Annotated in this window: 8 protein-coding genes; 3 read left to right on the top strand and 5 right to left on the bottom strand. The window is 35.6% G+C overall.

Going from position 1 to position 16,395, the window contains the following annotated elements:
* The first annotated feature begins 1 nt into the window (after window position 1).
* The 3 genes from AC23L6_RS04495 (at window position 2) to AC23L6_RS04485 (ending at window position 3,066) form a co-directional block, all read left to right on the top strand.
* Window positions 2-601, top strand: a complete 600-nt coding sequence (locus AC23L6_RS04495) for a 3'-5' exonuclease (protein ID WP_487561229.1) — start codon at window positions 2-4, stop codon at window positions 599-601.
* 61 nt (window positions 602-662) lie between these two features.
* The gene (locus tag AC23L6_RS04490; protein ID WP_487561230.1) at window positions 663-2,153 is read left to right on the top strand and encodes a glycoside hydrolase family 32 protein; all 1,491 of its coding nucleotides are present in this window, start codon (window positions 663-665) and stop codon (window positions 2,151-2,153) included.
* A 28-nt stretch (window positions 2,154-2,181) separates the two neighbouring features.
* Complete coding sequence (locus AC23L6_RS04485) at window positions 2,182-3,066, top strand: carbohydrate kinase family protein (RefSeq protein ID WP_487561231.1); 885 nt, start codon at window positions 2,182-2,184, stop codon at window positions 3,064-3,066.
* A 71-nt stretch (window positions 3,067-3,137) separates the two neighbouring features.
* Here the strand turns inward: AC23L6_RS04485 and acs are convergent, their stop codons facing one another.
* The 5 genes from acs to AC23L6_RS04460 all read right to left on the bottom strand — a co-directional run.
* On the bottom strand, window positions 3,138-5,045 hold the full coding sequence (acs, locus tag AC23L6_RS04480; RefSeq protein ID WP_487561232.1) for an acetate--CoA ligase: 1,908 nt from the start codon (window positions 5,043-5,045) through the stop codon (window positions 3,138-3,140).
* Between the two features lie 11 nt (window positions 5,046-5,056).
* Window positions 5,057-5,284: a DUF6814 family protein gene (locus AC23L6_RS04475; RefSeq protein WP_487561233.1), complete on the bottom strand. Its 228-nt coding sequence runs from the start codon at window positions 5,282-5,284 to the stop codon at window positions 5,057-5,059.
* Between the two features lie 6 nt (window positions 5,285-5,290).
* Window positions 5,291-6,799 carry an MFS transporter gene (locus AC23L6_RS04470; RefSeq protein ID WP_487561234.1) on the bottom strand — a complete coding sequence of 503 codons (1,509 nt, stop codon included), beginning with the start codon at window positions 6,797-6,799 and terminating at the stop codon, window positions 5,291-5,293.
* A 144-nt stretch (window positions 6,800-6,943) separates the two neighbouring features.
* The gene (locus tag AC23L6_RS04465; RefSeq protein WP_487561235.1) at window positions 6,944-13,669 is read right to left on the bottom strand and encodes an Ig-like domain-containing protein; all 6,726 of its coding nucleotides are present in this window, start codon (window positions 13,667-13,669) and stop codon (window positions 6,944-6,946) included.
* A gap of 344 nt (window positions 13,670-14,013) precedes the next feature.
* Window positions 14,014-16,395, bottom strand: a 2,382-nt coding sequence (locus AC23L6_RS04460) for a T9SS type B sorting domain-containing protein (protein WP_487561236.1), incomplete at its 5' end; no start/stop codon positions are given.

Below are 16,395 nucleotides of genomic sequence, written 5' to 3'. Positions count from 1 at the left end.
TATGTTAGACTGGATAAAAAATATTAATAAGGAATATCCTGAATTTTGGAAAAATTATCTTTCTAAGTTTGAAAAAAAGCCCAATAGATATGTTATTCTTAGTACAGAAACCACAGGACTAAGCCCTGACAAAGATGTCATTCTATCTTTTGGAGCAATTGCTGTAATTAAGGATAGTATTGTTATTGGAGATAGTTTTGAAGTGGTTCTTTTGCAATATAAATTTTTGCATGATAATGGTCTCTCAAATGAATTTATAATCGAGAGTAAACAACCTAAATTGGGAGAACGTGAAGCAATACAAGCATTCATAGAATATATTGGAAATGCTGTTTTGGTAGGTCATCGAATACATTTTGATGTAGATATGATAAATGAGGCTTTAGAACGTATGGATTGCGGTCGACTCAAAAATGAAGCCTTAGATATTGAAATCATGTATCGTAAACTTATGGATATCTCTGATAAACAATTTTCAATAGACGAATTATGTTCGCGATTTAAAGTAGTAAAAAGTGATAGACATTCATCTGCCGAAGATGCTTACACAATTGCATTATTATTTCTAAAATTAAAATCAAGATTAGGAATAACTTTATAGTTGCATTTTTCTTTAATCAAGATTTTGTGAATCGTTTTTTACTTAAATAAGACACAATTTAATGAAAAATCTAACTATCATTTTTTACTTATTAATTCATCAATATGTTTTATCACAAGCGAATAGTTACTATTCTGAAACTTACCGCCCTCAATTTCATTTTACCCCTGAAAAAAATTGGATGAACGATCCTAACGGGATGGTTTATTTTAATGGAAAATACCATTTATTTTATCAATATTTTCCAGATGGAGTTGTTTGGGGACCAATGCATTGGGGTCATGCAGAGAGCGTTGATTTGCTGCATTGGAAACATTTACCTATTGCTTTGTATCCTGATAAATTAGGTTGGATTTTTTCAGGAAGTGCTATAGTTGACAAAGAAAACACAGCTGGATTTGGTAAAAATGCCTTGATAGCAATTTTTACGTATCACAACGATGCAATTTGGAAATCAGGTAAAAAAAACACCGAAAGTCAAGCACTTGCCTATAGTCTAGATGAAGGTAAAACATGGTTAAAATATAAAGGAAATCCTGTTTTGAATAATTCTGGAGAACAAGATTTTAGAGACCCTAAAGTTTTTTGGAATGAATCATCAGCCAGATGGAATATGGTTTTAGCAGCTGGAGACAAAATCAAAATTTTTTCTTCGATGAATTTAAAAAAATGGCAATTTGAAAGTGATTTTAAACCCTTAGATGACGATAAAGATTTAGGTGTCTGGGAATGTCCTGATTTATTGCCTATGAAAGTGGAAAATTCAAATGAAATTAAATGGTTAATGATAGTCAATCATGGCGATAAAGCTCCCAATGGAGGTTCAGGAACACGTTATTTTATCGGAGATTTTGATGGTAAAACATTTAACGCTACACAAAAAGCCATTTGGATGGATTGCGGAACAGATTTTTATGCCGCTGTTACCTACTCTAATACTCCAAACGATAAAAAAATTCTTTTGGGATGGATGAGTAACTGGCAATATGCTACTAAAGTTCCAACAGAAGTTTGGAGAAGTGCTATGACACTACCAAGAGAATTACAATTAGTAAAAGAAAAAAATACGTATCTCGTTACTCAAAAAATAATTCCTGAATTTTCCTCTTTAAAAAAAACTGTTTTTGAATTGAACGAAGTCGCTACACCATTTGTAAATAAATCCGTGGATTTATCCCAAACTGAAATAACATTCAATGCTGGAGATGCCAGAGATATCATTATTTCCATATCTAATTCAAAAGGTGAAATTTTTAATGTTATAGTTTCTGATAATAAGCTAGTTACAGACAGAAGTAATTCAGGTTTAAAAGATTTCAACCCTACTTTTACGGCTAAACCACAAGTAATGTCTTTAAATGATAAAAAAATTGATTCTTTTCAACTCATCATTGACAAATCATCAATAGAAATTTTATTAAATGATGGACAATTTTCTATGACCAATCTCATTTTTCCAACAGAAAATTATTCGACTCTTACTATAATTAGTAAAGAAGATAAACCAATTCGTGATTTAAAAATTAACAGTATTTCACGAGTTTGGAAATAAATAGTATTTATTAGAAAAACGATAGAAGATGAGTGGAAATGTTGTCTGTTTTGGTGAAATATTGTGGGATATTTTGCCCACTGAAAAAATAGCAGGTGGTGCTCCTATGAATGTAGCCATACGTTTGCAATCCTTAGGAGTAAATACTAAGATTATTTCTAAAATAGGCATAGACAAGTCAGGAAATGATTTAGTCACTATATTTAAAAATAAAAATGTAGACACTTCATTACTACAAATTGATGAGACTGTTGCCACAGGTGAAGTTTTGGTTAATTTGGATGAAAAAGGAAATGCTACCTACGATATTGTTTATCCATCAGCTTGGGATAAAATTATGCTTACAGAAGCTAGCAAAAATGCTGTTGAAAAAGCTGATGCCTTTGTATTTGGTTCTTTAGCATGTAGAGATAAAGTTTCCAGAACAACACTTTTAGAACTTTTGAAAGTTGCAAAATACAAAGTTTTTGATGTTAATATCCGTCCTCCTTTCTATACGCTTGCATTGTTAGAAGAACTAATGCTACTTGCAAATGTTATCAAGCTAAATGATGATGAATTAAAAGAAATAGCCCAATCATTAGGTTCTAAAACCAATGAAATTGAAGCCAATATTTTATATCTTTCAAAACGAACAAATACCAGTACAATTTGTGTAACTAAAGGCAAAGATGGAGCTGTGTTGTATATTGATAATCAATTTTATTATCACAAAGGATTTTCTGTTCGTGTAACCGATACCATCGGAGCTGGAGATAGTTTTTTGGCGGCTTTATTATCAAAAATCATATATACCAATGATTATAAAAAAGCTATTGCCTATGGATGTGCAGTGGGAGCCCTTGTTGCCTCACATAAAGGTGCTAATCCAGAAATATTACAAGAAGAAATCGAAAGATTTTGGAATAACTAATCATTATCACTCAAAATAAAAAAAGGGAATATCATAACAATATTCCCAATTCCTTATTTTAGTATATAAAATTATACTCTTCCTTCTTTTATTTCTTCAACGATTTCAGGATTTAAGAGTGTTGATGTATCACCAAAGTTTGAAAAATCACCTTCAGCTATTTTTCGCAAAATTCTACGCATGATTTTTCCGGAACGGGTTTTTGGTAAACCAGAAACAAACTGAATTTTATCTAGTTTTGCTATTGGTCCAATGTGATCTGAAATTTGTTGATTAATCTCTTTGCTCAAATTATCTCTATCACGATATTCTCCAGATTCTTTCAATATTACAAAACCATATAAAGCGTTGCCTTTAATATCATGTGGAAAACCAACAATGGCACTTTCTGCAATTGCAGGATGCTCATTTATAGCATCTTCAATAGGGGCAGTGCCAAGATTATGTCCAGAAACAATCACAACATCATCCACTCTACCAGTAATTCTGTAATATTCTACTTCATCACGTAAAGCTCCGTCTCCAGTAAAATATTTACCTGGAAAGGTACTAAAATAAGTTTCTTTATAGCGTTTATGATCTCCCCAAATAGTTCTTGCAATTCCTGGCCAAGGAAATTTAATACACAAACTTCCTGTAACTTGATTGCCTTCTATTTCATTGCGTTTTTCATCCATGAGTACGGGTTGAATCCCCGGTAATGGTAATGAAGCATATGTTGGTTTTGTTGGTGTGACGAACGCTATAGGCGAAATCATAATTCCACCTGTTTCGGTCTGCCACCAAGTATCAACTACTGGACAGCGCTTCCCTCCTACATGGTCATTATACCAATGCCAAGCCTCCTCGTTAATTGGTTCACCTACAGAACCTATGACTTTTAATGTTTCCAAAGGATACTTTTGAACAAATTCTAAATTCTCTTTTGCTAAAGCCCTAATGGCTGTTGGAGCAGTATAAAATTGGGTTACTTTATGTTTTTCAATAATTTCCCAAAAACGACTAAAATCAGGATATGACGGAACTCCTTCAAAAATTACTGTAGTAGCTCCATTTAACAAAGGTCCATATAGAATGTAAGAATGCCCCGTAATCCAACCAATGTCAGCAGTACACCAAAAAATATCATTTTCTTCATAATTAAAAACATTTTTAAAGGTGTAAGCAGTATATACCATATAACCAGCTGTGGTATGAACCATTCCCTTAGGTTTACCTGTTGAACCTGAAGTATATAAAATAAATAATGGATCTTCTGCATCCATAATTTCAGCTACATTATTATCTGAAGCCTCATCTAAAAGAGGTTGTAACCATTGGTCGCGACCTGCTTTCATAGAAACAGAACTATTTGTTCTTTTTGCTACCAAAACTTTTGTTACACAAGGACATTTTTCTAATGCCTCGTCAATGATTCCTTTTAAATCTATGGATTTATTTCCTCGATAACCGCCATCAGATGTAATGACCATTTTGCATTCACTATCATTTATTCTTGCTGCCACTGCCGATGAGGAGAATCCCGCAAAAACAACAGAATGAATAGCTCCAATCCTAGCACAAGCCAATACTGAAACTGCTAATTCTGGTATCATGGGTAAATAAATACAAACTCTATCTCCTTTTTGAATGCCTTGTTCTCTAAGCACATTTGCCATTTTTGACACTCGTTCGTGTAACTCATTATAAGTAATGTGTAATGATTTTTCTTTTGGATCGTTAGGTTCAAAAATAATAGCCGTTTTATTTCCACGTCTTGCTAAATGTCTATCTATAGCATTTTTTACGATATTCACTTTAGCCTCAGTAAACCATTTTATTTCGGCTTCACCCATATTGAATTCCACAACTTTATCCCATTGTTGATACCAAGTAAAATTTTCTTCAGCAATTTTACCCCAAAATTTTCTGGGTTCTCTTATAGATTTATTGTAATGCTTGAAGTATTGCTCAAGATTGTCAATTTTGTAATAGCTCATAGTGACTAATATTATTTATTTTTTTTATCATAATCTCCCATCAGGGCATAATAACCAAATGTACCTAATCCGACAACTATAAGTGGTGTCAATGTAAAAAGTATTATGATTCCGAACACTAAATCTTCTTGTTTTCCTGATGTTAATTTTGGTAATCCAAATTCAAAAATACAAAAATAGGCAGCAGCGACAGCTAGAGCTATCCAAATCATACCTAAACTTCTTTTTAATTGGTTCATCCTATTTTATATATGTTTATTTTTATTGGTATTATCAATATAAATCATCCCTATCACTAAACTTACTGATGCGATAATGATTGGATACCATAACCCTTCAAGATAAAATTCTACATCACCCGTTTCTTTACCATTAATCACTAAATAAGTTGAAATAGCAGGAAGTAATCCACCAAAGATTCCATTTCCAATATGATAAGGTAATGACATTGAAGTATATCGAATTCTAGCTGGAAACATTTCAACTAAAAAAGCGGCAATTGGACCATACACCATTGTTACAAATAGTACCTGAACAAATACCATTAGTACCAACCACCATTTATCGCTACTATTAATAGTAATAGTTGTTTTTTCTGAATCTGTATTTATTTTTCCGCTACCCAATTGAGTAGTAAAGGTTTTAATTGCTTTTGTTCCATCCTTATATTCGGTTGTAGTAATAAAATAAGCTTCTCTTTTATTAAAATCAGCACGTATTAGAATATTTTCTTCAGTTATAGAAACTATTTTATTTTTCACATTGACAGTTTCATACATTGATTTGTAAATTGGTCTATAGAATAAAATTGCCAATAGCATCCCAGTCATCATGATATATTTCCTTCCTATTTTATCACTCAACCATCCAAAAAACACAAAAAATGGGGTACCTAATACTAATGCAATTCCTAATAATTCATCAACTTGTGATGATTCAATATTTATAACCGTTTTCATAAAATTCATCGCATAAAATTGGCCTGTATACCAAACCACACCCTGCCCCATAGTTGCCCCAAATAGAGCCAACAAAACAAATTTTAAATTATACCGATTTCCAAAACTTTCTTTTAATGGATTTAAACTGGTGTTTCCTTCCTTTTTTGCTTTAGAAAAAACAGGAGATTCTTCCATATTTTTTCTGATTAAAGTAGAAATAATAACCATTAGTATTGAAATCCAAAAGGGTACTCTCCATCCCCAAGAATTAAACTGTTCAGGAGTAAGAACATTTTTTGTTGCTAATATCACCATAAGAGAAATAAACAAACCTACTGTTGCTGTAGTTTGTATCCAAGAAGTCCAATACCCCCTCTCTCCCACTGGTGAATGCTCTGCTACATAGGTTGCTGCTCCTCCATATTCTCCTCCAAGGGCTAAACCTTGTAATAATCTTAAAATTAATACAAGTAATGGTGCAAAAAATCCTATAGTTTCATAACTAGGTATGCAACCTATTAGAAAAGTTGATCCACCCATCAATAGCAATGTAACCATAAAGGTATACTTCCTCCCTATTAAATCACCCAAACGCCCAAAGAAAATTGCTCCAAATGGTCGCACTACAAATCCTGCCGCAAATGTTGCCAATGTAGATAAAAATGCGGCTACTGGATTTTCTGACGGGAAAAATTTTGTTGAAATTACTACTGCCAAACTACCAAAAATATAAAAATCATACCATTCAATCATGGTTCCCATCGAGGATGCTGATATCACTTTCCAGATAGCTCTTGTAGATTTTTTACCCATTATATTTTTTTGATTGTATCAAATATAAAAAATAGTTAAAGAATAAATGCAAGTAATTACTTTTTTTAAATGATTTATTATCTTATTGCATACAAAAAAAGGCTTTCAAAATATGAAAGCCTTTTTACATTTTATTCTTTATCTCTACCTCTTCAAAGAGAAATGCGCCTTGAATAATTTATTGGCGTTACTCTCTAGATATTCAATAGTAAACCAGTAATCACTTGCTGGAAGTTCACGACCATTAAAAGTTCCATTCCACCCCTCTCCTATGGTACTGATTTGTTTTAACAACTTTCCATATCTATCGAAGATATAGATTTTAGCCTCTGGTTGATTTTCTAATCCTACTATTTTCCATGTATCATTAAATCCATCTCCGTTTGGGGTAAAATATCTTGGGTAATCTATCACTGTTACTTCTCGTGATAATTGAGTACAACCTTGACCGTCTTCAACCCATACTGTATGAACACCACTGTTTACTCCTACAAACACATTGGAACTCTGCAAAGGGCCATCATCCAATCGATACAAGAAAGGACCTGTTCCTCCTAAAGGATTTACTGTTATGGTCGCCTCTGGCGTGAATGCATCTGTCACTGTTGCAGTTAATGACTCTGCTGGATAATTGGGTATCACCGTTGCAAATACTTCTTCTGAAATACAACTTGTAAGTGTATTGGTAGCTATTACTGAATATAGCCCTTCTGCTGTGGCTTCATAAGTGCTATCTGAGGCACCATCGATTTTTACTGATTCTTTAAACCAATTAAAATCATAAAGCGAATCGCTTAAACCTGTGTCTAATACATAATTTTTGTAGGTAGTATTTGTTGCTTCTTCTACACAAATGATTCCGTCTTCTATCTCTGGCTGAGGCGATGGATTTACTGTAATGACAATGGTAATCGATTCTCCTGTACATCCATTCAAAATTGGGGTGATAGTATAGGCTGCTGTTCCTACTGTAGTCCCTGCTTCAAGAATTTGATTTATTGTGTTACCGCCGCCGCCGTCTTCGGCTCCTGTTACTCCATTTTGTACTACTGTCCAAGTAAAGTCTGTTCCTAAAATTTTTGGTGATAAAATGATATTTGTCGACTCTCCACTACAAATAACGGTTCCTGCTGAACCAAAAACTTCTGGCGTAGGATTTACTGTTACATTCACCACAATAGGTACTCCAACACAACTATTGGCTGTTGGGGTTATGGTATAATCTACCGTACCTGGTATGCTACTATTGGTAACCAATGTCTGAGCAATAGTACTTCCTGTATCTGGAAAAGAACCAATAACGGCTAATGGGTCTGTTGTCCAACTGAAAGTAGTTCCTGCTACTTTACTGCTTAAAACTATGGAGGTACGCTCTCCTGAACAAACGGTTGCTGGTGATGGATTGGCAGTAACATCGGGGATAGGATTTACAGTTACCGTAGCCAATACTGGTAATCCTGGGCATCCATTGGCTGTTGGAGTAATGGAATATACCGCCTCTCCTGATTTATTATCTACTGCTGTCTGTAATGTTTGTGCAATACTATCTCCTGAACCTGCTAGTGCTCCTGTAACACTGGTTTGAACTACATTCCAAATATAGGTTGTACCTGTAGTATTACTTGATAAACTAATAGCAGTAGTGGTATCTGAACAAATAGACGAGTCTTTTGGCGTAGCTGTAGCTACTGGCAAGGCAATTATTGCAATTGTCAATGTAGTAGTACTAGCACATTGACCTGAGCTAGGTGTAAAGGTATAAGTAGTAGTCGCTGTCGGATTAAACGCGGGCAACCAAGCTCCTGCTATTCCGTTAATGGATAGTGTGGGTAAGCTTATTATTGTTCCTGAACATAATGGTCCTATAGAACTAAATACAGGTGCTGTAACTGGATTTACTGTAATGCTTAAGGTCGTAGTGGTAGCACATTGACCTGAGCTGGGTGTAAAGGTATAAGTGGTAGTAGTTGTGTTATTTAAAGCTGGTGACCAAGTTCCTGTTACTCCATTAGTAGAGGTTGTGGGCAAAGCAGATAAGGTTGTTCCTGAACAAATAGGGGCTACTGCTGCAAAAGCCGGAACTACTTTTTGATTCACTGTTATGGTTAATGTCGCTGTAGCAGCACATACCCCTGATGTTGGCGTAAAAGTATAGACTGTTGTTGCTGTATTGTCCAAAGCGGGTGACCATGTCCCTGTTATGCCATTGGTAGAGGTTGTAGGCAATGGAGACAAGGCTGTCCCTGAACATATTGGAGCAACTGAGGCAAAATTAGGGACTACCTTCTGATTAACCGTTATACTTAATGTTGCTGTAGTAGCACATACTCCTGTTGTTGGTGTGAAAGTATAGGTCGTGGTGGTGGTATTGTTTAAAACTGGTGACCAAGTTCCTGTTATTGCATTAGTGGAAGTGGTAGGTAATGCATTTAAGACATCTCCTGAACAAATTGGGGATACAGGTGCAAAGCTTGGGATAACTTTTGGATTTACTGTAATGGTTAAGGTGTTAGTAATAGCACACTGCCCTGCTGTTGGCGTAAAAGTATAAGTGGTCGTTGCTGTGTTATTTAAAGCGGGTGACCAAGTTCCTGTTATACCATTGGTAGAGGTCGTGGGCAGGGCTGTTAATGTGGATCCAGAACAAATAGGCGCTATCGTTGCAAAGGTCGGTGTGACAATCGGATTTACCGTAATACTTAATGTTGTTGACGTAGCACACACTCCTGTTGTTGGAGTAAAAGTATAGGTCGTAGTAGCGGTATTGTTTAAAGCGGGTGACCATGTTCCTGTTATCCCATTGGTAGAGGTTGTAGGCAATGGAGACAAGGCTGCTCCTGAACAAATAGCCGCTACTGCCGTAAAAGTAGGAACTACTTTCTGATTAACCGTTATACTTAATGTTGTTGGCGTAGCACATACTCCTGTTGCTGGAGTGAAAGTATAGGTTGTAGTGGTGGTATTGTTTAAAGCTGGTGACCAAGCTCCTGTTATTGCATTGGTAGAAGTTGTAGGTAACGCATTTAGTGTCTCTCCTGAACAAATTGGAGATACAGCTGCAAAACTTGGGATAACTTTTGGATTTACTGTAATGGTTAAGGTGTTAGTAATAGCACACTGCCCTGCCGTTGGCGTGAAAGTATAAGTCGTCGTAGCTGTATTGTTTAAAGCAGGTGACCATACTCCTGTTATGCTATTGATAGAAGTCGTAGGCAAAACAGATAAGGCTGTTCCTGAACAAATTGGCCCTACAGCTGCAAAGCTTGGAGTTATATTTGGATTTACCGTAATGGTTAAAGTTGTTGGTATAGCACATACACCTGCTGTAGGAGTAAAAGTATACGTAGTTGGGCCTACTGTTGCTGTATTTACTGTTGACGGACTCCAACTTCCTGCTACACTATTACTTGAAGTAGTTGGTAAAATGGGAGCTGGAGCGCCTTGACACAAACTAGTAGGAATGCCTGTAAATGTAGGGGTACTTTTTGGGTTTACTGTTACATTTAAAGTTTGGGTACTCGCACATGGAAAACTGGTTGGATCTGGTGTAAATACATAGGACTTGCTCGACGTATTGTCTATTGTTGATGGATTCCAAGTCCCTGTTATACCATTGGGTGAGGTAGTTGACAATGTAGGAACCGAACTGTCTCCTGAACAAATCGCTGGAATTGTAGCAAAATTTGGAGCTACTGTTGTGGAACATTTAGAAAAACAAGTAACTGTTTCAGAAGGAGCACAAGGAAGGCCTAGTACTGATTCTATAGTAAAGGTTACTGAAGTTGCTGGTGTTGAAACTGGAACGTCAAAATGGGAAGGAGAAATATGAGTTCCTGTAACCAAAGGACCTCCTGCAATAGAGTACGAATAGGTATAGCCTGCCCAACCAACTGGGTTACTCCAATCTAAAGCAACTGAAGTGGTCGTTGAATTTACATTATCGCAAAACAATCCCACTTTACCTCCTGTATTTGACACTACTTTTACAACTATAGCAGCTCGAGCACTCTCACATGAACCTACGGTTTGACTTACATAATAGGTTATAGTTCCAACTGTACTTATAGATGGTATAGGGGCAACTGAAGAGGCTGTACCTCCTGTAGCATTTGTTCCATACCAATTTAAAGTCGCGCCTGATAAAGGTGTAGCTGTCAAAGCTACTGATGAACTATTTTGACAATATTCTACTGGGGAAACCGTTGGCAAAGGGGCGCTTGACACTATAGTCGCTGCAACAGAAGTCCTGGTCGATGAAATACAAGTTCCATCAACTGCTTCTGCCCAATAAGTAGTTGTTGAAGAAATACTCGGACTGGTAAATGATGAACCACTACCTAATGATGCTCCTCCTGTAGAGGATGAATACCAGTTTATAACACCCGAACTTGCAGTAGCACTAATCGTAACTGAACCTGTGCCACATCGACTACCTGGAGCCGTCGCAGTTATTGTGGGTAAAGTGGAGATGGTTGCTAGAACTGATGTTCTTGTAGTTGATATACAACTTCCATCTACAGCTTCTGCCCAATAAGTAGCTGTAGAGGATATGTTTGGGGTGGTGAATGATGAACCACTACCTAATGATGCTCCTCCTGTAGAGGATGAATACCAGTTTATAACACCCGAACTTGCAGTAGCACTAATCGTAACTGAACCTGTGCCACATCGACTACCTGGAGTCGTCGCAGTTATTGTGGGTATTGGAGATATTGTTGCTAAAACTGCTGTTCTAGTAGATGTACATCCATTATCTGTAGCTTCCACCCAATAGGTAGTATTAGCAGAAATACTTGGAGTAGTGAATGATGAACCAGTAGCTAAAGATGAACCCCCAGCTGATGAAGCATACCAATTAATTGTTCCTGAACTAGCACTTGCTCCTAAAACCACAGTCCCTGTCCCACATCTACTATTTGGACTAACTGTAATTGTTGGAACATTATTAATAGTAATGATAGCTGTTGAAGATCCTGCTAGCTGACAAATACCAGGATTTGCAGCAACAGAATATCGTATAGTATAAGTTCCACTAGCTGAAGCAGACAAATTGATTACTCCTGTTGAAGAATTAATAGACAACAAACCTGTTGCATTATCATCAGAATAAGTTCCTCCAGTAACAAATCCTACAGCCCCTGTTGGTGAAGGATTTGTTGCATTTTTACAAACAGGAGTGGTATATGAAAAAGTAGTTACAGGAACACTTCCCCCAATGCTTACTGTGATTTGAGTTGATAAATTACATGATTTTGAAGTAGGTGCGCTAAATGAAATATCATCTAAAGCGAAGTCATTTCCACCAGAAGCTATATTAGTATCAATAATTTTAATTGTTGCAATTGTTGCAACACCTGAATTCCAAGTTCCTGAAATTTGATTCCAACCCGCACTTCCGCCATTTGTTGGCGAAATAGGCGAAATAGTTATCGGTACACCATTTATGAGTACTTGAAATTGAGCTGGACTAGCAGCAACTAAAGCTTGTACCCAAAATGAAAAGGTATACGTTTTAGATGTCTCTACTGGAATGGATTGAGACCAAATGACACTATTGGGACTAGTTGCACCGTCAGCTACAAGCATAAATCCTGAGCCACTATGATCGGGACCATTAATAAAACCACTAAACCAAGAATTGGCATTTTTAACAATTCCATAAGCAAATTGAGCTCCACCTGTGTTGATTGTGGAATAGGTGTAATCCGAATAAAATCCTGAAGTACCATTTTCAAAACCAGCATTTCTTATTAAATTATTATTTGTTGTTGGAGAGACAGTAGTTGAATTAACTGTATATATAGTTGTCACCAATGGATTTACATTTACAACATTATCTGTATCTGTAATTGGAATACCTGTTGAAGCTGACCAACTATAGGTAGCTCCACCATTTGTTGCGGTGAGAGTTATTGGAGTTCCTGCCAAAATACACCCTGTTGGAGTAGCTGATAGTGTAATATCAGGTGGGTTTTGAACAGAAATTATTCCAGTAGATTTTGTAGTTGGAGGTGTATTTGAATCTGTTACTGAAACAGTATATGAACCAGCAGCAAGACCCTGAAATATTCCCGTTGAATTCGTAGCTGATGAAGTTCCTGATAAAGTATAGGTAAAGGGAGCAAGTCCTCCATTAGGATAAGCAACAATAACTCCATCTGTTGATGTTGGACAAGTGGGATTTACTAATGAATTTGATATGGTTAACGGTTGCGGTGGAGCTGTTAAAGAAATGTCATCAATGGCAAAATCATTACCTCCTCCACCAGCATTAACGGTTGATAATTCAATTCTAACATATTGAGTAGTAGCAGGTGTTATTGTATAAGTAATTTTATTCCAACCTGCTGGAAGAGATCCGAGATTAACAGTTTGGATTGAACAACCACCAGAGCAATTGGGATTGAATTGAATAACTGGAGCTGGATTAGCGCCATTAGTAACATTATTGACGTTTATTATCCAAAAAGAAAAAGTATAGGTTTGACCGCCCTGCAATTGTCGATCTGGGTTCTGCTTCCAAAAAATCTCATTATTTTGCCCATCAACAACCATCATATTTCCTGCACCATCCCCAGTTGTATGATCGAATAAACTTTTGTAATTTACTGTATTTACACTTTTAGGATTATTTGTAATAGCAAACTGCCTCGGGTTACTATTCCCAGCATTATAATTTATTTGATTATAATTTGATTGGTATCCTGATTGCGCAGGTTGTAATATCGCCGAATTAAAGATACCAAAATCACCGTTCACAATAAGATTTTGAGAATAGGCATTTGATGATAGAAAAAAGCTAAGTAATACTACTATTTTGATAACCGTATTTCTTGAGAGTAAAGAAGATTGAAAAAATTTAAATTGCATAGTAAAGAATTAAATTATTTTAAAAACAATAATCCAAATAAATCAGAAATATATTTATTTGTTAAATATTAAAAATTTATACTCTGAAAATATGTTTCTCTAATTTATGAATATAAATAAAGCATTAAATTTATATAATTTTTAAATCATTTAACAGCTGTTTATTTATATCCTTTAACGAAATCGTAATAGTGTTGAAAAGTTTATATAAATGAATTAATTAATAATTCATGTCCTTACAAAATAATTACCACTTTAATTCTACATATAAATTAGATTATCCACAAAACAAAAAAACCGATTACGTATCAGTAATCGGTTTTTACTTATAAATAGTATTACAACTAACGCTTCAATGAAAAGTGAGATTTAAATATTTTGGTGTTGTTTGTATTAGGTTCTATATATTCGATTGTAAACCAATAATCAGTAGCAGGTAATAACTGACCATTGAATGTACCGTCCCAACCAGGATTTGATGTATTAATCTGCTTTATTAATTTACCGTATCGGTCATAAATATCAATATTTGTGTTTGTTAAACCTCCAATATTCCATTTATCATTATAGCCATCTCCATTTGGAGTAAAATATTTAGGATAATCAATTATGGTAATCTTCTTAGATATAGACGTACAACCTTGTTCATCTGTTACTGTTACTGTATGCTCACCTGCACTTACATTTGTAAACACAGTAGAAGCTTGTGCTAATCCATTATCTAATTGGTAGAAATAAGGACCTGTTCCGCCTTCAACCTTAACTGATATTGTTGCATTTTGAGCAAATGCATCACTAACAACTAGTTCTATTGAATCAGCAGGAAAATTTGGGACTATTGTAACTATTTTTTCATTTGAGATACAACTAGTCACATTATTTGTAACTATCACCGAATAATTTCCTGATTCTGTTGCTTCATATTTATTATCTGATGCACCTATTATTTCTTCATCTTCAAAATACCATTTAAAATCATAAGTACTATTACTTAGCTCAGTATCTAAAATATACGATTTTAATGTTTCTCCAGTATCTGATGCAACACATATAATTCCATCCACTATTGCTGGTATCGGAGATGGATTTACGTTTATTTTAATTTTGATAGCTGTTCCGCTACATCCTCCAACAGTTGGAGTTATGGTGTAAGTTGCACTTCCAATGGTTTTCCCTGAAACTAAAACTTGTTTAATTAAATCTCCAGTACCTAATGATGCCCCAGTAACTCCATCTTGATCCACTATCCAATCAAATTGTGTTCCTACTATATTTGGAGATAAAATAATATTTGTTGAATCTCCACTACAGATTGTAGTCTTTGAAGAACCAAAAACTTCTGGAACTGGATTAACAACAACCGTTATCAGTGTTGGTGTACCAAGACAACCATTGCTTAAAGGAACTATCGAGTAATCTACAGAACCCTGAACATTAGTAGCCGTTTTTAATGTTTGCACAATTTTACTTCCAGTTGAAGAAAAAGCTCCTAAAACTTTATTAGGAGTTGCATTCCAACTAAAAGTTGTTCCAACAACAGTACCAGTAAGAGAAATGGCTGTAGTACTTCCTGAACAAATTGGTTCATTTACACCAGTTGATATTGTAGGAATTGGATTAACTGTTACTTTAGAGACAATTGGTGCTCCTTGACAACCATTGGCAATTGGAGTAATTGTATATATTGCTTCGCCTTTTTCATTACTATCTGCTGTTAGTATTTGATTTATACTATTTCCTGAACTATTAGTAGCGCCCGATATTTTATTTGGAACTACTGTCCAATCAAAAGTAGTTCCTGAAATATCACCATTTAATGCAATATTTGGAGCTGTATTTGAACATATTTCTTTTAAACTAGGCGTAGCAGTTGCTATTGGCAAAGGCAAAACAACAATCTCAAGTGTACTTGAAATTGCACATAGTCCAGGTGTTGGAGTAAAAGTATATACCGTAGTTTTGGTATTGTTTAGTGATGGAGACCAAGTTCCCGTAATATTATTTTCTGATGTTGTTGGTAGCGGTAAAATTGTATTTCCAGAGCAAACTGGTGGGACAGCAGTAAATTGAGGAGTTTCATTCGCATTAACTGTTATAGTTAGAGCATCATTAACGTCAATACAACCACCATTCCCTTTTACTGTATATATCATTGAAGCTGTACCAGCCGAAATGCCTGTGACTACTCCTGTTGCTGAATCAATTGTAGCAATTGTAACATCTGAGGAACTCCATGTGCCTCCAATAGTGGTCGATGAAAAAGTTGTGGTCAATCCAACACATATACTCTGTGTTCCACTCAATGTTCCTACTACTGGTGCAGCGGTTATTGTAACTGTTCTGGTGGCTACTGCATTCTGACAGCCTCCTGTACCAACAACAGTATAAAGTATATCTGTAGTACCTGCTGCTACTCCCGTAACTACTCCCGTTGAAGAGTCTACCGTAGCTATGGAAACATCTGATGAACTCCAAACTCCTGCTTCTAGTGAATCAGTTGTAAATGTAGTTGTCAATGCAGTACAAATTTCTTGTGTACCACTTAATGTTCCTGCTATTGGGGCTTTTGATATAATTAAAGTTACTGCTGTCCTTGTTGAACTCGAACAATTAGTAGTTGAATTTACTGATTCAGCATAATAAGTTATCGTTCCAATGCTATTCAATGTTGGACTAGCTACAATACTTCCTCCTGTAGCTGCATCATACCAAACAACTGTAGAACC

This window comes from Flavobacterium sp. R1_16, assembly GCF_057652095.1.
Note: the sequence above shows the minus strand (reverse complement) of the source record. Positions and strands in the feature narration are given on the sequence as shown.